Annotated in this window: 18 protein-coding genes and 1 pseudogene; 10 read left to right on the plus strand and 9 right to left on the minus strand. The window is 37.4% G+C overall.

Annotated features, from left to right (window positions below; all coding sequences use genetic code 11):
• Positions 1-125: 125 nt before the first annotated feature.
• Both AC1M9M_RS01140 and thiM read left to right on the plus strand, forming a co-directional pair.
• The gene (locus AC1M9M_RS01140; RefSeq protein WP_481595364.1) at positions 126-1,286 is read left to right on the plus strand and encodes a hypothetical protein; all 1,161 of its coding nucleotides are present in this window, start codon (positions 126-128) and stop codon (positions 1,284-1,286) included.
• Between the two features lie 9 nt (positions 1,287-1,295).
• On the plus strand, positions 1,296-2,168 hold the full coding sequence (thiM, locus tag AC1M9M_RS01145) for a hydroxyethylthiazole kinase (protein WP_481595365.1): 873 nt from the start codon (positions 1,296-1,298) through the stop codon (positions 2,166-2,168).
• A 34-nt stretch (positions 2,169-2,202) separates the two neighbouring features.
• Here thiM and AC1M9M_RS01150 read toward each other — a convergent pair whose 3' ends face one another.
• The 3 genes from AC1M9M_RS01150 to AC1M9M_RS01160 form a co-directional block, all read right to left on the minus strand.
• A complete protein-coding gene (locus tag AC1M9M_RS01150) occupies positions 2,203-2,571 on the minus strand; it encodes a 5-carboxymethyl-2-hydroxymuconate Delta-isomerase (protein ID WP_180027772.1) in 369 nt (122 codons plus the stop codon).
• Between the two features lie 52 nt (positions 2,572-2,623).
• A complete protein-coding gene (locus AC1M9M_RS01155) occupies positions 2,624-4,339 on the minus strand; it encodes an AAA family ATPase (RefSeq protein WP_481595366.1) in 1,716 nt (571 codons plus the stop codon).
• A gap of 113 nt (positions 4,340-4,452) precedes the next feature.
• Positions 4,453-6,477: a hypothetical protein gene (locus tag AC1M9M_RS01160; protein ID WP_481595367.1), complete on the minus strand. Its 2,025-nt coding sequence runs from the start codon at positions 6,475-6,477 to the stop codon at positions 4,453-4,455.
• A 229-nt stretch (positions 6,478-6,706) separates the two neighbouring features.
• Between AC1M9M_RS01160 and AC1M9M_RS01165 the strand changes: the two genes are divergently transcribed.
• The 3 genes from AC1M9M_RS01165 to mdh all read left to right on the plus strand — a co-directional run bounded on the left by AC1M9M_RS01165 (position 6,707) and on the right by mdh (position 10,032).
• The gene (locus AC1M9M_RS01165) at positions 6,707-7,537 is read left to right on the plus strand and encodes an SDR family oxidoreductase (RefSeq protein ID WP_481595368.1); all 831 of its coding nucleotides are present in this window, start codon (positions 6,707-6,709) and stop codon (positions 7,535-7,537) included.
• A 51-nt stretch (positions 7,538-7,588) separates the two neighbouring features.
• Complete coding sequence (locus AC1M9M_RS01170; protein ID WP_481595664.1) at positions 7,589-8,554, plus strand: alpha/beta hydrolase; 966 nt, start codon at positions 7,589-7,591, stop codon at positions 8,552-8,554.
• 305 nt (positions 8,555-8,859) lie between these two features.
• Positions 8,860-10,032, plus strand: coding sequence for an iron-dependent methanol dehydrogenase (mdh, locus tag AC1M9M_RS01175; protein ID WP_481595369.1), 1,173 nt, complete (start codon positions 8,860-8,862; stop codon positions 10,030-10,032).
• 202 nt (positions 10,033-10,234) lie between these two features.
• Here mdh and AC1M9M_RS01180 read toward each other — a convergent pair whose 3' ends face one another.
• A complete protein-coding gene (locus AC1M9M_RS01180; RefSeq protein ID WP_481595370.1) occupies positions 10,235-11,410 on the minus strand; it encodes a sigma-54-dependent transcriptional regulator family protein in 1,176 nt (391 codons plus the stop codon).
• A gap of 204 nt (positions 11,411-11,614) precedes the next feature.
• Here AC1M9M_RS01180 and exaC point away from each other — a divergent pair, with 204 nt between their 5' ends.
• The gene (exaC, locus tag AC1M9M_RS01185; RefSeq protein ID WP_481595371.1) at positions 11,615-13,126 is read left to right on the plus strand and encodes an acetaldehyde dehydrogenase ExaC; all 1,512 of its coding nucleotides are present in this window, start codon (positions 11,615-11,617) and stop codon (positions 13,124-13,126) included.
• 59 nt (positions 13,127-13,185) lie between these two features.
• Here exaC and AC1M9M_RS01190 read toward each other — a convergent pair whose 3' ends face one another.
• The 3 genes and pseudogenes from AC1M9M_RS01190 to AC1M9M_RS01200 all read right to left on the minus strand — a co-directional run bounded on the left by AC1M9M_RS01190 (position 13,186) and on the right by AC1M9M_RS01200 (position 15,735).
• The gene (locus tag AC1M9M_RS01190) at positions 13,186-14,238 is read right to left on the minus strand and encodes an NAD(P)-dependent alcohol dehydrogenase (protein ID WP_481595372.1); all 1,053 of its coding nucleotides are present in this window, start codon (positions 14,236-14,238) and stop codon (positions 13,186-13,188) included.
• A gap of 101 nt (positions 14,239-14,339) precedes the next feature.
• A complete protein-coding gene (locus AC1M9M_RS01195; RefSeq protein ID WP_481595373.1) occupies positions 14,340-14,942 on the minus strand; it encodes a 2-hydroxychromene-2-carboxylate isomerase in 603 nt (200 codons plus the stop codon).
• Positions 14,943-14,964: 22 nt separating this feature from the next.
• Positions 14,965-15,735: pseudogene (locus tag AC1M9M_RS01200) on the minus strand (SDR family oxidoreductase).
• A gap of 86 nt (positions 15,736-15,821) precedes the next feature.
• Here AC1M9M_RS01200 and AC1M9M_RS01205 point away from each other — a divergent pair.
• The 3 genes from AC1M9M_RS01205 (at position 15,822) to AC1M9M_RS01215 (ending at position 17,905) form a co-directional block, all read left to right on the plus strand.
• Positions 15,822-16,394 carry a TetR/AcrR family transcriptional regulator gene (locus AC1M9M_RS01205; RefSeq protein ID WP_481595374.1) on the plus strand — a complete coding sequence of 191 codons (573 nt, stop codon included), beginning with the start codon at positions 15,822-15,824 and terminating at the stop codon, positions 16,392-16,394.
• Positions 16,395-16,482: 88 nt separating this feature from the next.
• Complete coding sequence (locus AC1M9M_RS01210) at positions 16,483-17,184, plus strand: glutamine amidotransferase (RefSeq protein WP_481595375.1); 702 nt, start codon at positions 16,483-16,485, stop codon at positions 17,182-17,184.
• Between the two features lie 94 nt (positions 17,185-17,278).
• A complete protein-coding gene (locus tag AC1M9M_RS01215; protein WP_035263786.1) occupies positions 17,279-17,905 on the plus strand; it encodes a LysE family transporter in 627 nt (208 codons plus the stop codon).
• 47 nt (positions 17,906-17,952) lie between these two features.
• Here the strand turns inward: AC1M9M_RS01215 and AC1M9M_RS01220 are convergent, their stop codons facing one another.
• Positions 17,953-18,540, minus strand: a complete 588-nt coding sequence (locus tag AC1M9M_RS01220; RefSeq protein WP_481595376.1) for a YceI family protein — start codon at positions 18,538-18,540, stop codon at positions 17,953-17,955.
• Between the two features lie 330 nt (positions 18,541-18,870).
• On the opposite strand from AC1M9M_RS01220, the gene AC1M9M_RS01225 reads away from it, so the two are divergent.
• Positions 18,871-19,398 (plus strand): nuclear transport factor 2 family protein, encoded by a 528-nt coding sequence (locus tag AC1M9M_RS01225; protein ID WP_481595377.1) that lies wholly within the window; start codon positions 18,871-18,873, stop codon positions 19,396-19,398.
• A 59-nt stretch (positions 19,399-19,457) separates the two neighbouring features.
• Here the strand turns inward: AC1M9M_RS01225 and AC1M9M_RS01230 are convergent, their stop codons facing one another.
• Positions 19,458-19,673, minus strand: coding sequence for a hypothetical protein (locus AC1M9M_RS01230; RefSeq protein WP_035263790.1), 216 nt, complete (start codon positions 19,671-19,673; stop codon positions 19,458-19,460).
• Between the last annotated feature and the right edge of the window lie 75 nt (positions 19,674-19,748).

Below are 19,748 nucleotides of genomic sequence, written 5' to 3' on the forward strand. Positions count from 1 at the left end.
CAGGCATTCACCTGCTTATTTTATTGATCGCAACACCAGTCAGATTTGTTTTCAATACTGACTCAATCAAGCGATGTTGAACAATCGTGTGTATAATTCTTTCATCTTGAAATTAAAGTGCTGCCATGTTGCAAATTCTCCAAAAAAATGCTGATGAAAGTAGTTTCTGTCCACTTTGTCAGGCCAGTATGTACTTTATTGAAGCAGAAGAATTTGATAAAGAAATCCTATTCCATCAATGTTCCCATTGCCACCATCAAGTCTTTCAAGATGAAAACCGCAACTGCCATTGTGAGCGCTGCACAGCAAAACGAAAGAAAATGATGCAGGAAACTCGCATTCAAGAACAACGTAAGATTGCATCGAAGAATAAAGGCATACAAGAACTCGATTTGCATCAACTGAGCTTTATGCACAAGTTGTTTTTACTCTCAATATTAGATCAACAAGTCCATGAGCATACCCAACATCAAGAATTCATCGATTGGGAAAATATTAAATATCATACCATTACCCCAAGTTATTTATTTCAAAATCATTTGATGAAACAACTTTTGAAAGACAATATTCTTGTCCCACGTGACTTTTCGAGTGAACTCAGTCAATACTATATTAATGTCCGTCTTGACGGCTATTCTGAGCCGAGCTTGTTTAGTATTACTCAAGCGTTACGTCAGCTCTTTTATGAAAATCTGAGCCAAGGTGTACCATTTAAAAATAGTGATGAAGTCAAAAGTGCACTCTATACTCTGTTGTACCAAGAAATTATTCAATTTGCGCAATACTACTGTCGAACTTGGGGCGTTCAAATTGCTGGAAATCAGAGTTTTCAAACCTTTTGTTTTAGATTATTAGACTCTCTTGCTGTGGGTCAAATCTATTATTTAGTTCAAACTGCGCTTGAGTATTTGCACCATCAGAAAGCACTCCAAGCCCGTAATGAAAATTTTATCAATACCAACCTTTTAAAAAAGACTTTACAGCAATATCGTGAACGTTCTTTAGCTGAAAAATGGGAAACCTCAACACTGCCAAGGCTACCTAACTTGCCTTTAAGTAAAATGAGCGAAATCTTATTTTTTCATTTTCTAGGCTATGATGAATCAATCTTTTTTCAACCTGTTTGGCGATCGTGGAGTAAAATCGAGCCACGTTTAAATTTCTACTCACAAAAACGTTGTATGAATTGTGGCTCGAATGAACTTTCTGTGGATTATGACGCAGATGACTATGTCAGTTTAATTTGTCGTAATTGTAATCACCAAGACCACTATTTTACACGCTAGCGAACGACTATGAATCATCCAGAAAACTTGATAGCAAATGCTCCAAAAGATATTGAGGTTCAAACCCAAGAGATTCTTAAACAGGTCATTGAAGCATGGAATCTGTTAAAAACCACTCAACCTTTAGTGCATTGTATGACCAATCTGGTTGCTGCCAACTATGTCGCAAATGTACTGTTAGCTGCTGGTGCCTCACCTGCCATGATTGATAATCCTTTTGAAGCTGAAAGTTTCGTGAGTATTAGTCAAGCTTTAAGTATCAATTTAGGGACTCCTCATACAGAACAAGTTGCCGCAATGAAAATTGCCACAGAAACTGCTCACAAAAAAAATATACCTTGGGTATTAGATCCTGTTGGCTATAGTGCTGTTTTGCCATGGCGTACTGAAATTACAAATGATTTATTGCGGTTTAAACCCACCATTATCCGAGGTAATGCTTCAGAAATTGGGAGCTTAGCAGGACAACAAAACCAATCTAAGGGTGTAGACAGTACCCTCGATAGCGCTGCCGTAGTAGAACAGGCAAAAACTTTATTAGATTACTCTGAATGTATCGCAATTTCTGGCGAATCTGATTTTATTCTTTCTAAGTCTTATGGATGTATGGTTAAGATTAATGGAGGTTCACATTTACAGCCAAAAGTTACCGCTACAGGATGCGCCTTAGGTGCATTAATTGCTGCTTATGCTGGCGTAACAAACCCAACCATTGCCTGTATTGCTGCCCATGTACACTTTGCCATCGCAGGTAAGCTCGCTTATACGCAGGCTCAAACTGTCGGAAGTTTTAATGTCGCTTTTATCGATGAACTCTATAGCTATTCGGCTAAAAAAATTCAAAATAGTGCAGATATCGAAATACTGACTTTTGCTGCATAACAAAAGGCTGAAGATCACTTCAGCCTTTTTTGTCTTACTTCTGAACTCTACCTTTACGATAATGCTCTTTTGGCATTTCCGCCAACTCAATGATCAATTGAACCGTTAAGCCTTGAGCATGATAACCATTAAAGCTATGAAGATACTCATTTAAGCGATCTGAAATAAGATTCTTTTGCTCTTCATTACGCCCCGTCATGATCCCTAAACGAACATGAATATAGGCTTGAGGCTCTTCGCCAAAACCAATCAGGAAATCACTATTAGCACGAATACGTGATTTGATATCAGAAGGATGCCCCACTAGACCTGTATCAAATAAAGCGTGGTTTAAGCCTAAAAGCAACGCTTTCGCATCTAAATTTTGAATGTTATCCGAATACTCAACGATCATCTGTGGCATCTTAATTCCCTTTGCTTGTGTGTTAAAAAATCAATTTCAAATGCGTAACTCATTATTCAATGAATAATAAGGCTAATCTCACTTGGTCATAGCCCATACGCGGATTGGTATTTTCCACGATCGGACGCAACTTGATCGCACCATCTTCACCAAAATGTTCAGGACTCTGTCTTTTAAGTAATTTTTTATAGATTTTACGTACTTGTTCAACGACTTCATCCCCAGGATGAGCAACCGAGATATCTAAGCCCTGCTCTCGATGAAGTTTGCCTAAGTGGTTAATAATGGTTGCTGGCGTTAAACCACGCTCAACCGCAATATCCTGAATTTCATAACCATTTTCAAAGAGCTCGCGAGTTTCATCGAGAGTCGCGGTGGCATAATTGGCTTTACCTGCATTTTTGGCAATTTTTTTCTCATTACGACTAATCTCAAGCTCATTGAGTGTGCCACCACAGTGCCGAATAAATGCCTTATGTTGCGCTTCTAAATCAGCATCACCAAAATGCGCTTCTGCTTCATCAGAGAGTTCTTGAAATCTTCGGTCGGCTTTAATCGCTAAACTGTCCAATTCTAATGCTTGCTCATTGAAACCGAGTAACCTTAGACCATCAATAGATTTCAAACGAGATAACGCGACATAGCCCTGACCCTTTTCAAAGGTATTCGCCAAATTGATTTCTGCCGCCGATAAAGTCATCCCTTGAGACTTATGAATAGTAATCGCCCAAGCTAACCGCAAAGGAACTTGGGAAAAACTCGCGATTGTCTTTCCTGCATCATTATCAACAGACCAGGTTTCAGGTTCGACCACCAGAATAGTGCCGTCTGTTAATCTAACTTTAGGTAATACCCCGTGATCATCTACTTCTTCAAAGCCAATGACTTCACCAAGGCTGCCATTGATATAACCCACATCAAAATTGTTTTTTACAAACATGACTTTGGCATGTTTCTTTAAGGTCAATTCTTCTGGTGCACGTACGGAAGATTTTAATGTCTCTATTAATTTTTCATTACCATCCATTTGTGCACAAAATTGATGACCATCCCCATCAATCTCATTTAAATGACGGTAATTAATGGCATCAACATCCATATTATGGGTATACAAACGTGTAAATGTTTCACCAATATCTTGCTCACGCGTTTGTTGTAAAGCTTTAATATGCTCGGCTTGAATATTTTGCGCACGGATTGCATTCAAAATATCATTCAAGGCTGAGTCATCTTGTCGATGTTGTTCAGTTAAATAACAAACACGAAATTTCGCTTCTACCCAAGCCTGGGACATAAAACAGAATTTATCTCGATTTTTTTCGTCATTGCGTCCGACTGGTGGTAACTGGAAGAAATCTCCAGCGGCAATCACCTGTATGCCACCAAATGCTTCATCAGACTCTTTAAAAAACTTAAGCACTTGATTAACTAAATTAAGCTGCTTCGCATGTAGCATCGAAATCTCATCGATGATCAATACCTGCGCATTTTCTAAATGCTCTTTGAGATATTTACGCTCTTTCATGCGCTTTAGATCATCATCTGATAAAAAATCTTTGATCCCGATCCCCGCCCACGTATGAATGGTCATCCCATTCATGTGTGTGGCTGCAATGCCTGTAGATGCGGTAATGGCGACTGAAACTTTTCGTGCCTTAAGATAATTAATATATTGATTAAGCGTATACGTTTTTCCTGCACCTGCAGAACCTGTCAAAAAGACATTTTCTCCTGCTTTCATTAACTTCAGTGCAGTTTCTTGTTTCATATGTGCTTAACCTAATTTGAACGCTCATAGCCTAACGACATTTCATAAAAAAGTTAAGCCAAAAATCAGCCTTGTGATCATGTCAACGCGTTAATACGTCAATTTAAGGCGCATCAGTTGTTGATTTGTTCCGGATCTCCAAAATTCCAAATCAACATTTCATTGACTTGATGTACAAACGCTTTGGCCTCCCTCACAACCTTTAGATCAGCAACTTCATTATTGGGCAAACGCAGTTGGTCAAAATGAAGCTGATCGAATTTAAAAAAACAACCGAGTGTCAAATGCTGTGAGGGATCATGTAAATTTGACATATGGAACGCCACATATTCACCATCAATAATTCTTTGGGTATAAGATAAAGCCAGGCAATGTTTATAATTAACAGACTCTTGAATAATTTGCTCTAATTCATTCAACTCCACAAATTTCCAATTCTCTGTATACATGACTGCTTGAGGTGATACTCGTTTCCAATGACTTTCAGCATGTCTCAATTTCAAAGTCGTCAATGTATCCACATAATGTAAATGCTGATGCCAACGTATTGCTTGCTGATACCATGCGGGCCATGTCATGTTTTTCGAAATAGTTCTATCTTGTTGAAAAAAATCAATGAGATAATCTGCGACATAAGAGTCAAAAATACTATTGCTGCGGTTATATTGAGAGTTTGGATGTTTAAAGCGCTGCCTAAACTCATCTAGATTGATATGATACTGCAGCATCAAGAAATGAAAATGCGTTTGGTGTTGTGTTGAGGGCTCAATAAATTTGATGATTTCATCAGGTAGATCTTTAACTAAGTCATTTAAAAACAACATATAAGACTGCATCACTTGAGAAATACGTTTAAAGACATATTTCACTGAACTCAATCCTTGCTGATCCAATGACCATAACAAGTCCAACCATTCATTAAGATATAAAATAGAAGCCGTGAGAGGTTGTGATTTTTTAGAATATTGAACATTTAGCGGCTCATGCTCAGCAGATAGTTCAAACCATGATTGTTGCTGTGAAATACGTAAACACTCAGAAATAAATAAACGACCGATAACCTGTTCAAAATATTGAATCGAGAGTTGTATGACATGCGGATGTACTTTAGAGCAATCCACAAAACTTAAAGCGGTAACGGCCAATCGAATATTGGGATCTTTTAAATTTTCACTTACCCAGTCGATGACAAGATAATCTTGTTTAAATAACCAATTCACTGCTCTTTTGTGTATAAACAGTGGCGACTGTTGCGCTATATCTTCTACCCAATACTGCACATCTTTATTTAAAAAATTTTGTTTATTGAAAATATCTTGATACTGCCAATACCCTCGTTTGATCCAACGTGTAAAACCTAATAAATGCGGTGTTTGCTCGTTATGCTGTTTGAGTAAATTGAAATCAGGCTCTAAGTCTACCAATTGAGATAAGCTAAATTGTTCTTCGAAAGAAATTTGTGCCATACGATATAACCGTTTTGGCAACATTAATTCTGCTGAAGTGCTTAACCGATCGTATACTGGAATCAATTTTTGCACTGCAAGAAAATTATCTCCCATGACTGAATTGACCAAACACAGATGTTTAAAATTTAGTTCAACTTCCAGAGGTATTTCAGCACCAAATCGACTGAAATTCAGCAAATGAGGTTCATCATAATACTCACTTTGCATCATGATTCGATCTAACTGCATCGCTTGCTGATCGGTCAAATTATAGAGGCACTGTTCAACACGATTTTCTCCATCGACCCATTTAAAGACTTCTTCAACCAGCATTTGACGAAATAACTGCACTTTCGTTTTTAAATATAAAGAATGATGTGAGGCCTTATGATTAAAGATAAAACTAAAATCATTGAACATAAAATCCGCAATTTTTTGAATCTCGACATTTGAGTGGGATGTATAAAATTGAATTTTATAATCATCGATACACTCAACTGTGAGCAGTCCATCTGCGATCACTAAGCTATTATTTTCCTGATCAATTACGAATAAATTTTCAGGCGTAATCGTCCATAGATATAACCACTGATCCTGAAATACGGCTTTGAGTGTATCGCAATGATCAATTAATGCCTGTGCAGTATATTGATGACGTTGCTTTGAATTTTGCGGAGGACACGCCAGCATACAGTTTGCCTAAATAAGAAAGACTGGAAGAATTTTAAAAATAACAACGATATAACTATATTATTCTATCTTAAAATGAGTTGTGCTATTCAGATTCTGTAACTTTTGTATGAGTCAGATAAGCAGTTCGTATCATGCAACAATTATATGAAAATTTCTTGAAAGTACGTTTGACTCACTGCTCTGACTGTATTAAAACAATCTCATACTAAGAACTTTAGAGACAATAATGAAAACAGTGGTGATTACAGGTTCAAATACAGGAATTGGATTAGCGACAGCAAAAAAATTTGTTGAAGATGGTCATCATGTCGTACTTGCCTGTCGTAATTTGGATAAAGCTCAGAAAGCTAAAGCAGAAATCAGCACCAAAGGTCATGGTCAAATTGATATTGTAGAATTAGATTTAAATGATTTAAATCAAGTCAAATCTGCAGCACAAACTTTAAAAGAAAAATATTCACAGATTGATATTTTGGTCAACAATGCAGGTCTAATGACGCCTAAATTAGAAGAAACGGCTAATGGTTTTGAAAAACAAATAGGTGTCAATTATCTAGGACATTTTGTGTGGACAATACAATTGTTACCTTTACTTCAAAACGCGCCTTCAGGCCGTATCATTCATCTTGCATCAATGATGCATGTTCTGGGTAAAATTGACACACATCAATTTAAATTTCATTCTGTTAAAAAATATAACGGTGTACTCAGCTATGGAAATAGTAAATTAGCAAATTTACTATTTAGTCATGCCTTAGCTGAAAAGCTCAAAGGCACATCTATCACCAGTAATGCAATTCATCCAGGTGGTGTGGATTCCGAAATTTATCGCGAGCTTCCTAACTATCAATATCGCGCTTTAAAATTGTTCTTAATCTCACCCAACAAACCAGCAAATCTTATTCATCAAATTGCGTTATCACCTGAATGGTCTAAGAAAACAGGTCAATACAAAAGTTTGCAAACACCAGCTTTTCAATCTGCACATGCGAAAAATCGTAGTTTAGCTCAGCGATTGTTTGACGAGACAGAACAACTTTTAAAAGAATATTTATAGTCAATATAAACAATTTTGAATCAGGGAATGAATCAATAGATGATCGAAAAAATGAGTGCTGAGACCACGCTACAATACCAACCCGACATTTTAGGTGAAAAATTTGAGCAACATATTTTCAAATTTTCGCCTGATTATGATGGTGAGGTTATTGCAACATTAGTACGTCGTCCATCAGATATTCCATCAACTAAAGCTGTGCTGTATATCCATGGCTTTATTGATTATTTCTTTCAACAAGAAATGGCGAAAAAATTTAATGCCCAAGGTTTTCATTTTTACGCCATTGACCTTAGAAAATACGGTAGATCACTACTTCCACATCAAAAACCTTATTTTGTGAAAGACCTAACCGAATATGATGAAGATATTCATGCCGCATTGAGTGCAATTCAGAGTGAGGGAAATGAATCGGTATTATTATGCGGTCATTCTACAGGCGGTTTAACTGCCACTTATTTTTCAATTCGACACCCTGATCATCCATTGATTAAAGCAATCTGGGCCAACAGTCCATTTTATGATTTCAATATGAATGTCTTGAAAAAGAAATATGCGCTTCCAATGATTGCAAAATTAGCTCAGCAATTTCCGTTGATGCAATTACCAAGTGAATTAAATAAGTTTTACGTGAAGAGTTTGCACGAAAATTTGAACGGTGAATGGAGTTTTGATCTCAAGCTTAAACCTAAAACCTACACCAAAGTGTATTTGAGTTTTATTGGTGCTGTTGTGAAAGCACAACAGAAAATTCAATCTGGTCCTAAAATTTCAGTTCCACTCCTTGTTATGCACTCAAGTCGCACGACCAATCCGAAGAAATACAACATTGATGTTCAGACCTCTGATGTGATTTTAGATGTAAAAGCTATCGAAAAATCTGCAAAAGCATTACAAGGTGATGTCACTGTAATGACAATTAAAGATGGCCTGCATGATTTGGTTCTTTCAAAAAAACTGGTTCGTCAGCAAGTATATGACCAACTCTTTGCTTGGCTTTCTTCAAAAAATCTATAAATTCTGTTCATCAAAGACCTCATTTTACTGGTCTTGATTGTTAATGTGTAATGATCAAGCTTAAGAGGCCTTCACTTGGTCATACAATATTTCTATTCTTACCTCCCCATCTCTTCACAGACCTTTGCTACCAATCTCCTTTTTCACCCATTTGAAATATTATTTCTTATTTGCTGTATCTTGTTTTAAGCCATGGAGAAATTGGGTTGGTGTTTGGTAGGTACACATCTTCTCAAGCGTGTCCAATACTGCAAACACGGTAAATATCACCGAACACAACAATAAATGGTAAAAGGAATCTCACCATGGCTTTTAAAAATATTGCAGACCAAACAAACGGTTTTTATATCCCTTGTGTTTCACTTTTCGGACCAGGTAGTGCTAAAGAAGTTGGAAGCAAAGCTCAAAATTTGGGCGCTAAAAAAGCACTGATTGTGACTGATGCAGGTTTATACAAATTTGGTGTCGCAGATATCATCGCTGGCTATTTAAAAGAAGCGCAAGTGGAGAGCTACATATTTGCTGGTGCCGAGCCTAATCCGACTGATATTAATGTCCACGATGGTGTGGAAGCCTACAATAATAATGCTTGTGATTTTATTATTTCTTTAGGTGGTGGCTCTTCACATGATTGTGCTAAAGGTATTGGTTTAGTGACTGCAGGTGGTGGGCACATTCGCGACTATGAAGGAATCGATAAAAGTACCGTCCCGATGACACCTCTTATTGCAATCAACACAACTGCAGGAACTGCTTCGGAAATGACGCGTTTCTGTATTATTACTAATACAGAAACTCATGTAAAAATGGCAATCGTCGATTGGCGTTGCACTCCACTCATTGCCATAGATGATCCTAAACTGATGATCGCAAAACCTGCAGCATTGACAGCTGCAACAGGTATGGATGCGCTTACTCATGCCGTCGAAGCCTATGTTTCAACAGCAGCAAACCCAATTACAGATGCCTGTGCTGAAAAAGCCATCAGCATGATCAGTCAATGGCTGAGTCCTGCGGTTGCTAATGGTGAGAATATTGAAGCACGTGATGCAATGAGTTATGCACAATATTTGGCAGGCATGGCATTTAATAACGCCTCTCTAGGTTATGTACATGCCATGGCTCACCAATTAGGCGGTTTTTATAATCTTCCGCATGGTGTGTGTAACGCGATTTTACTCCCACATGTCTGTGAGTTCAACTTAATTGCCTGCCCTGATCGTTATGCCAAAATAGCTGAATTAATGGGTGTAAATATTGAAGGATTAACCATTAATGAAGCTGCATATGCAGCAATTGATGCGATAAAAATCCTCTCTCAATCTATTGGCATTCCAACAGGATTAAAAGAGCTTTCGGTTAAAGTGGAAGATTTAGAAGTGATGGCTCAAAATGCACAAAAAGATGCCTGCATGCTCACTAACCCACGTAAAGCAGATCTCCAACAAGTCATCAACATTTTTAAAGCTGCAATGTAAACTTTTGAGTTGCTAGATCTAAAAGAGAATCTGGATACACTTCAGATTCTCTTTTTTACTCTTTGATTCTCAATCGAATCTGATAGTGCATTACATCAGGAACGGCGGCGTTAAATTTTTGTAGGTATAAATAAATGAGGATAAAATACGTTAACAATACGAAGAATATGCTTTAGGCCGCTGTGTTTTACTTTAATTCGGCTCAATTACGATAGTGCTGTAAAAGTTGTTGCGTTGAATAATCTTGCGGTGACAACTCCATTAAACGCTCCATTGCATCAACTGCATCAGGATTTCGTGCAATGTATTTTAAAAGCACTTCAACATCACAATAGTTAAAAATTGCTTCACTCAAACGCGAATCTAAACAATTTCGCCAAGAACATAAGAATGGGCTTTCTGTTTTTGCGAGCATTACACCATTGACCTGCTGTAAAGCTTTATCAATAAATCCAACGTCTAAAGCATTTTCGATTCGGAGGAAATCAGCCTCAATATGAGCCAGTAATTTATAGGGTCTTGAGCCTAACATTCCACCCAATAAATCTCGAAGCTGCGACATTTCAGCTTTTAAAGTTCCCATGCTTACCTTTCGCTCCCCATACAAAGCTTGATGAAGCGAATCTAAGCTAAGCCCTTGAGGACATAATGCCAATATTGTCAAAATTTCAATCTGTCTAGGTGTAACCACCAAGGTACGTCCGTTAAATATGACTTGAGGAATTCCAAAGGTACGAATAAATAAATGTTGGCGTTGATAATTCAGTAATGCTGATTGTATTAAAGATGCACAACGTTCTGCTGCGAGTAGTCCAAAACTATTGTGATGATCCCATGTCGTTGATAAATCTAATACACCAATGAGTTGCTTCGAAAATGGATCAACAATTGGTGCTGCATAGCACACCCAATCATGAATAGACTCCATATAGTGTTCATTTGAAAACACACAACTTGATTTTTCAGTTTTCAAGGTTAATGCTAAAGCATTGGTTCCAACCACTTCCTCCCGCCATTGACCGCCTTCAATAAAGTGAACACGTTCTGCAGCCTTACGCATTTGTTGACTAGCTTCCGTCCAAATAATGGTGCTGTTGATATCGCCTACCGCAAGTACCATAGATGATTGTTGTGCAACATGTTTTAACTCTTGTTCACATATTTTCAATGCTTGATTTAGGCTGTTACTTTCAACAGTACTCGTTGTGATCAACGGCGCTACCATTCGCTCTTTCGGAATTTCTGCCAACTTCGATCTTTGCCAAGACTTTAAAATATGCTGACCAAGTTGTTTCGCCTGTACAGTTGAAAGACTGATTTTCTCTCTAAGTGTTTCTATTTGTTGTCTTTGCTTGATAAGAGTCTGCATTGAGTTCATTCCTTATTATCTCAACATTTCCCAATATGCATATGTTGTACTTATTATAGTTATAGTATTTGTTGATCAGTTGTAAACCTTCATCATTCCAACCTTTTTCCAACCTTATTGTGGTTATGTTAACTCATCAATAATAGAAGATATCTAATACCAAAGACGAAGATATTTTCCATAACTTTACAGCACAACCAAAGGATGGACACTATGCGCTACGCTGATCCCAATCAACCAGATTCTAAAGTTCAATTTAAAGCACAATACGAAAATTTCATTGGTGGGAGATGGGTTCCTCCAGTAAAAGGTGAGTATTTTGATAATCTTTCTCCCGTAGATGGGAAAGTTTTTACTCGAGTTCCCCGTTCTTCAGTCGAGGATATTGAACTCGCTTTGGACGCAGCTCATGCCGCTAAAACTGAATGGAACAAAACGTCTGCAACAACTCGCTCTAACATTTTATTAAAAATAGCAGATCGCTTAGAAGAGAATCTAGAATTACTTGCTGTGGCAGAAACATGGGACAATGGTAAACCTATCCGTGAAACCTTAGCTGCAGATATTCCACTGTGTATTGACCATTTCCGCTATTTTGCTGGCTGTATCCGCGCACAAGAAGGTGGTATTTCAGAAATCGATGAAGATACTATCGCTTACCATTTTCATGAGCCGTTGGGTGTCGTTGGACAGATTATTCCATGGAACTTTCCGATTTTAATGGCGGCGTGGAAACTTGCGCCTGCATTAGCAGCGGGGAACTGTATTGTCTTAAAACCAGCTGAGCAAACTCCTGTCAGTATTCTAGTTTTAGTTGAACTGATACAAGATATTTTACCACCAGGTGTGCTGAATATCGTCAATGGTTATGGTGTTGAAGTAGGACGCCCTCTTGCCACAAATCCACGTATTTCAAAAATTGCATTTACTGGCTCAACTGCGGTTGGTCAATTAATTATGCAATATGCCACCGAAAATATTATTCCAGTGACATTAGAACTGGGTGGCAAATCTCCAAATATTTTCTTCGAAGACATCATGGATAAGGATGATGAATATCTAGATAAAGCGCTTGAAGGTTTTGCCATGTTTGCCCTGAATCAGGGAGAAATTTGTACTTGTCCATCACGCGCTTTAGTCCAGGAAAGTATTGCAGATAAATTCTTAGAGATGGCTGTAGAGCGCGTGAAGCGAATTAAAACGGGACATCCACTTGATACAGAAACCATGATTGGTGCTCAAGCCTCGCAAGAGCAACAAGATAAAATTTTAGGTTGTATTGCGACAGGTCGTGAAGAAGGTGCTCAAATTCTTACGGGTGGTCAAGCTCGTGAAGAAATTGGACAAGGTTTTTATATTGAGCCGACTATTTTCAAAGGCAATAACAGCATGAAAACATTCCAAGAAGAAATTTTTGGACCAGTTTTGGCTGTGACAACATTTAAAGATTTCGACGATGCCATCAAAATTGCCAATGACACCATTTATGGATTAGGTGCTGGTGTTTGGTCTCGATCAGCGCATACTTCATATCGTGCAGGACGTGCAATTCAATCAGGTCGAGTCTGGACAAATTGCTACCATATCTACCCTGCTCATGCTGCTTTTGGCGGTTATAAAAAATCAGGGATTGGTCGTGAAAATCATAAAATGATGCTGGATCATTACCAACAAACTAAAAATTTATTGGTGAGTTACTCTACTAAACCAATGGGTTTCTTCTAAAACAAAAGCTAAAGAAGCGGCAGATTGCCGCTTCTTTTCTGCTACAGGAGTTTAATGGATTAGCTGGCTTGTAGACTTTTCATATCAATCACAAAACGATATTTCACATCACTTTGAAGCATTCGCTCAAATGCCTCATTAATATTTTGCATATCAATGACTTCTACATCCGACACGATATTGTGCTCACCACAAAAATCAAGTAGTTCTTGAGTTTCTTGAATCCCACCAATCACCGATCCTGCGATTGATTTTCTTCCCATAATCATGGGTACGGAATTGCTGCTAAATTCTCCGAGATAGCCTACCAATACTAGTGTCCCACTCAATGCAAGTGTCGGAATATAAGGCTTTAGATCATGATCATATGGCACAGTATCAATAATTAAATCGAACTGATTTTTCACTGATTTCATTTGTGTTGGATCTGTTGATAACACGACATGATCTGCACCTAAATCACGTGCATCCTGTTCTTTATTTGCTGATCGTGTAAATAAAGTCACTTCTGCACCAAGTGCATGAGCAAGTTTAATCGCCATATGACCTAAACCACCGAGTCCAACAACAGCCACTTTAGAGCCTTCACCGACATTCCAATGCTTTAATGGCGACCATGTCGTGATCCCAGCACATAAGATGGGTGCAATGGATTGTGTATCTAAATTTTCAGGTACTTTCAATACAAAATCTTGGCTCGCAATGATCGTTTGTGCGTAGCCACCATAAGTAGATGTTTGATCATGACGATCTAAACTACCATACGTTTGTGTATTGCCAGCTTCACAATATTGCTCCAAACCTTGGTGACAAGCTGAACAAGTACGACATGAATCTACCATACACCCGATTCCGACCAGATCTCCAACCTTAAACTTCGTTACAGATGTTCCGATGCTTTTTACACGACCAATTACTTCATGACCCGGTACAATTGGGTAACGACTAAATCCCCAATCATTACGCGCTTGGTGTAAGTCAGAATGACATACACCGCAGTATTCAATATCAATAATGACATCATCGGGGCGAGCTTGACGTTGCTGGAAAGTATATGGAACCAATGGACTTTTAGAATCAAGCGCTGCGTAAGCTAAAACATTATGGGTCATCGTGACTCCCTCAAGCTGTTAATTTCGTACTCTCTTATTCGTTATATCACATCAATATTTTTAATAAATTTAGCTGAGTCTCAATCCAATTTCTTTTTCACTTATTTTTGTAATTCGCGCTCTACAAAATGCAAGCGATCTTGTCCCCAATACATATTTTCCCGTACAAAAAATGTAGGTGCTCCGAATACCCCTCGTTGTACGGCATTGTTTGTTTCATCAATCAATTTTTGTTTTACCACCGGATCTTGGCTTAAATCCAAAAGTTGCTGACCGTCGATTGCATCACCTTGAAATAAATTTATCAGAACTTCTGGATCGGCTAAATTCAAGGGCTTTCTAAACATCGCATCAAAAAGCTTGGTCAAAATCACTTCAAAATATTCATTATGATAGATTTTGACTCCCGTTAACATACGCATTAAAGTCAATGTATTCATTGGAAAATATGGATTCATCTGCATCGGGATCTGATAATAATCTGACCAACGACTTAAGTCTTGCATTGAATAGATCCCTTTAACAGGCACCTCAATTGAACTCTTGTTACCAGTCGACTTAAAAATTCCACCCAATAAAATTGGTGTGTAATCAATCACTGCATTATATTTTTTGGTGATTTCTTGTACCTTATAAAAAGCCAAATAACTAAATGGACTGCCAAGATCGAAATAAAATTCAACTTTTTGTTGTTGTGTAGTCATGTCTTATCCTTATTAAATATGATTACCACTGTTCAGACCATGGTCGCAAATCCAATTCATGTGTCCAAGCATCTCGTGGTTGATGAGCAATATGCCAATAGTTATCAGCTATATGTTGAGGATTCAAAATACCGTCATGCTGTTTTTTTTCATACAAATGAAGGAAAGTATCTTTAATAAAATCAGTATCAATCGCCCCATCAATAATGATGTGCGCAACATGAATATGATGAGGCCCTAACTCTTTTGCCATACTTTGGGCTAAGGCTCTTAACGCATGTTTAGCGCCAGCAAAAGCGCTGAAATATGATGAACCACGGATGCTTGCTGTTGCACCAGTGAAAATGATAGTGCCGCGCTGCCTTGCGACCATCCGTTAAGCTACTTCACGACCATTTAAAAAAGCACTAAAACAAGCCATTTCCCAGATTTTAAAATATTTACGTGCTGTTTCTTCTAGAATGCTACACGGCACATTTGCTCCAATATTAAAAACCAATACTTCTATCTGACCAATGTCACGTTCAATTGTGTCAATCAGTTGAATCACTTGATCTTCTTTTCTTGCATCTGAAGCAAATCCATAAGCTTTACCACCGTGTGCTTCAATCTCTCGGATAACAAGTGCAAGCTTGTCTGCATTGCGTCGAGTCATACAAGCAGTATATCCACCTCGTGCAAAGCGTTTTGCGATCTCACTGCCTGTGGCATCTCCTGCACCAATGATCAGTGCGACCTTGTTATATGTTGATTTTTCTTCTGAATGATTAATTTCTGACTGCTGATCGTTCATCACCTCTCCATTAAATAACGATCGTTATTATAACGATCACTATGTTATAGTTTTGAGGCACAGTCAATGGTTATTGAATATTCAATATGAGATATAAAGCAGGATACAAAGAAGAAAAACGTCGCGAAATTTTAAAAACCAGTGGTGAACTCGCAAAAAAACAAGGTTTTAACAATACTGGGGTTGATGGTTTTATGCACGCTGCAAATATGACCAGCGGCGCTTTCTATTCTCACTTTTCTTCAAAAAACGACTTATTTAAAGCCTTAATCGAATCTGAAATCGGAGCAAGTATTCAACAGTGGGAAATGAATCCTCATCAAGATCCAGAATCTTGGTTAGATTTTGAAATGAACCGATATCTTTCTCTATTACACGTTCAACACCCAGAAAAAGGCTGTGTTTTACCCTCACTTGCTGCTGAAGTTTCACGCGCTGATGCTGACATTAAACAATGTTTTGAAAAAGAACTTCAGCGTGGTTACAAACTATTTGCGCAGCATGCTCCAGAACCTGATTTCGCTTGGGCCATACTCTGTCAAATGGTGGGCTCCGTACTATTAGCGCGTGGAGTTCAAGATGAACGCTTAAAAAAAGATATTCTCAATTCTAGTCTAGCGATGCTTAAGAAATTATTAAAAAAAGAGATTGCGAAATAAATCGTTTTATATTGTTTTATGGACGAAACCTTAGTTCCAAAAGTTCTATACTATAATCTCCTCATCATTCTTTTAAGAACGTCACATCATGAGAAAGCTTCCTGAAACAGTATATGCAATACAGCATTTAGCCTTTGAAGATCTAGGTTCTTTTGAGGAGACACTATATCAACTGGGTTATCGGGTCAGATATTTTGATGCAGGTGTGGATGATCTTTCAGTAGCCTTAAAGTACGAAGGTCTGACCATTATTTTGGGTGGACCGATTGGTGTTTATGAGACAGAAGATTACCCTTTCCTACAAACAGAAATAGACTTACTTAAAGAAAGATTAAAACTCCAACGCCCTACGCTTGGCATCTGTCTAGGTGCTCAACTCATTTCAAAAGCCTTGGGCGGTGCAGTATATGCTGGCCACACTAAAGAAATTGGCTGGAGTACGGTAGATATTATAAATGAGCAAGACAACGTTCTAAATTCTTTAAATGGTGTGCCAGTTTTGCATTGGCATGGTGATACCTTTGATCTTCCCGCGCAATCGAAACTTCTGGCGAGCACTCAAATTTATAAAAATCAGGCTTTTCAAGTTGGATCTAATATTTTAGCACTCCAGTTCCATCCTGAAGTGACCTCAGATAGTTTAGAGAAATGGTTGATTGGTCATACTTGCGAATTGCGTAAAGCGGGTATAGATATTACTCAATTACGTGCAGATAACCATCGTTATGCTGAAAAACTTGAATCTGTGGCAGGTTCAATCTTAAGCCGTTTTATTGAACAGATTAAATGATTTTGATTTGATTGCCTTCAACCCAACTGTAGATCAGGATATTGGATTGTGCTATACCTAAATTCAATATCCAAAAATTATAATGAAGATATAAATGTCACCACTGTTCAGTTTAGCCATCATTCATTTCTTTGCACTTATTAGTCCTGGACCAGATTTTTTATTTGTCACGCAAAGTGCGGTTCGACAGTCTCGCATACATGCACTTTTTGCAGCATTAGGAATTTCTCTTAGTATTTTAGTTTGGGCAATTTGTGCTATGAGTGGATTACACTATCTATTCCAAAAAATGGCTTGGCTCCAAACAATTATGATGATTTTAGGAGGGGTTTATCTCATTTATTTAGGCATTCAACTCTTTAAATCAGGGCTAACGAAATTAGAACCTGCTTCAGCTTACGTTACAAAAGGCATAGTCAAGAAAAAATACAGTTCTTTACTGATTCAAGGCTTTCTCACCAATATGGCAAATCCTAAAGCATTAGTTTACTTCAGTAGTGTTTTCGCGCTTGCGATGAATAGTGATGCAACTCTGATACAGCAGAGTTCACTGTTAATGTTAATTTTTGTTGAAAGCTTGATTTGGTTTGCGATAGTTGCTTTTATTTTTTCTGCTAAACAAGTAAACACAATATATCAAAAAATCAGCAAGAAGATTGATCTTATAACAGGTAGTATTTTTATCAGTTTTGGATGTTTCTTAATTTTTAATCGTGATTAAAAAAGCACCCGTAGGTGCTTTCTAAAATGTACTGTTTTTGAAGAATATTATTTCTTATCAGTTGCGACTGAAGCTTCAGTCGTAATATTCACCGTGATTTTGTCGCCTACATTAGGCACATATGCTCCAACACCGAATGCAGAACGGTCAAATGAAGTCGTTGCATTGAAACCAATAGACTGCGCTTTCGTCATAGGATGTTCAGCTTGTTTATTCAAAACAGCATCTAGTACGACAGGCTTAGTAACATTTTTAATCGTTAGATCACCTGTGATCTTATACTTGTTCTTACCATTTGGTTGAACTTTAGTACTTTTAAAAGTGATATTCGGATATTTTTCAGCATCAAAGAAATCTGGTTTCAATAAATGTTCATCTAATGCTTTGACATTTGTATTGATACTTGAAAGTGGAATTGTGACATTCACCGCTGAATTAGCAGGCTTTTCATTGTCTACTTTGATCGTTCCTTGGATATCGCTAAAATTACCTGATGGTGTAGAAAAGCCAAAATGATCCCAAGTAAATACTGTCGCTGTATGAGTTGGATCAATTTTATATTCAACTGGTTTAGCAAATGAAACTGTTGCTACAGAAAGCACTACGGCACTTAACGCTATTGTTTTAAAGTTCATCAATTTTTCCTCAAATTTTTTAAAACATTTATGAAATGGATAGTGAATAATGTATAGCATTCTGAAATTCTTGCATCAGTACAGATAGAACAGTTTGTTGCAAGATTAGAACGCACCTTAAGAAGGTGTCACTTTTATCAAATCAATTTGATCAGATTATGACTATCACTTGTGTATAGATCATGTTTTTCATCTTTAAGCTTTCTCCTAATAAGCAGTTAACATCAACACATATCTTAAATATGAGATTAAATTAAACATTTATACAATATACTAATATTTTGTCTCATTTATAATACTAAAATTACCACTTTGAACTGGAGAATAATGATGAGTGAACAACAACAAGCGATTGATAAAGCGCTTAAAACTAAAGCACCTAAAGATGTCGTATTGGCTTTTTTATATAATACTGATAAATCAAGAGTAGCGATTGCTTCAGAAAAGTTAGTGGCTAAAGATGCCATTTATACTTCGCTAAATTTTAATAATCCTGAACTTAAACAAATTGAACCTTGGGCTGGTACTTCTACAGGTCGTGATGTCTACATTTATACTTTTTCTAATGTCGGAACTTATTGGACGATCGATGATTTTCAAATCACAGATATTTTAGCTGAAGATGAAACAGTGGCTGTATTCGGTCAATTTACTTATACATCTGTTTACGCTAAGCGCACTTTTACTTCACCTTTTTCAATTAAAGCAATAGTTAAAGATGGCTTAATCACGTATTTCCAGTTTATGGAAGATACTTATGCTTCAGCAGCATCTTTCAGAGTAAGTGGTGAATGGACAATTCAACAAAATGCTGATCCAAAATTAAATTTTACCGTGTCAGAAACTACGGCTAATTAACTGTAAAATAATAAAAATAGGCTATTAAAAAAGCCTCATAGGAGGCTTTTTTATGACTGTTAAAGCTTTTCAATCAGAATACGATCAATCTGTTTTAATCCTGAAGTTTTTTCACGATTTTTTCGACGTACTTTAATGATTTTCTCTTCTGCCATATCTTGTAGCAATAACTCTACTGCTACCATCGCTTCAAGTGGTAAGTCTTCACCAATCCACTTTTGCTCACCCGCATCCATTAAAGTAATTTCATCACTAATTTGCTCATACAAACTCATTGCGCTACTCACTTCCAATCTGAAATCTAGGGAATGAATGTATCTATATAGATACATAAAAATAAAAAGACGCCC

The organism is Acinetobacter sp. ANC_7503 (genome assembly GCF_056780035.1).